We start from the raw sequence: 699 nt of genomic DNA, 5'->3' as shown, positions 1-699 counted from the left end.
TGTTGATGAGATCAAAAAGTCCATGGATGCTATTGACGGCAAAAAAATGGATTTTGACTAAGGTGGTGTCGTTGCCGTTGGTATTCCAAATAAATTCTTATCAGCAACTGTCTACGGAAAACTCTACACAGAGTCATTTGTTCAACCTAATGTTGATACATCAGGTGTCGATCCACTAACAGACAGCTATGTTCAAGGTGTTTCGATTGGCGTAGCGGAGGCGGGGGTGTCTCTTGCCAAGTACACCAACTTTATGAATCAGCATCTTTCTTTTGGTATCACCCCAAAACTGCAGCGTATCTATACATATTCGTATGCGACCAGCTTTAAAAACTTTGATACCAAAGATCTCCGTGAACACGAAACTGCTGAAACTATGTTTAACTTAGATGCGGGTGCACTTTGGTTCTTCGGTCCATATCGTTTGGGTATCTCGGCTAAAAACTTGATTGGAAGAGACGTGAAAACCAAATCGTTCCAGTACAACACTGATACGATTCAGTCATACGAATACAGTATGAGACCTGTTTACACAGTAGGTGCGGGTATCGTTGCAGACTACTTTACCATGAGCGTCGACTACGACTTAAATGAAGAGAAACGCTTTTCCTCATTTGATGACAACCCCCAAATGATTCGAGCTGGCTTCGAAATAGACATTTTGCGCCAAATGGCACTACGAGGTGGCTATATGAAAAA

General features: G+C 42.1%; 1 pseudogene. It reads left to right on the top strand.

Features of this window, described 5'->3' with window-relative positions:
* Positions 1–699: pseudogene (locus R7O13_RS27130) on the top strand (conjugal transfer protein TraF); the annotation flags it as partial.

Source organism: Vibrio sp. Y176 (assembly GCF_033438945.1).
The sequence above is the reverse complement of the archived record's forward strand: the minus strand, read 5'-3'. Positions and strand labels throughout refer to the sequence as shown.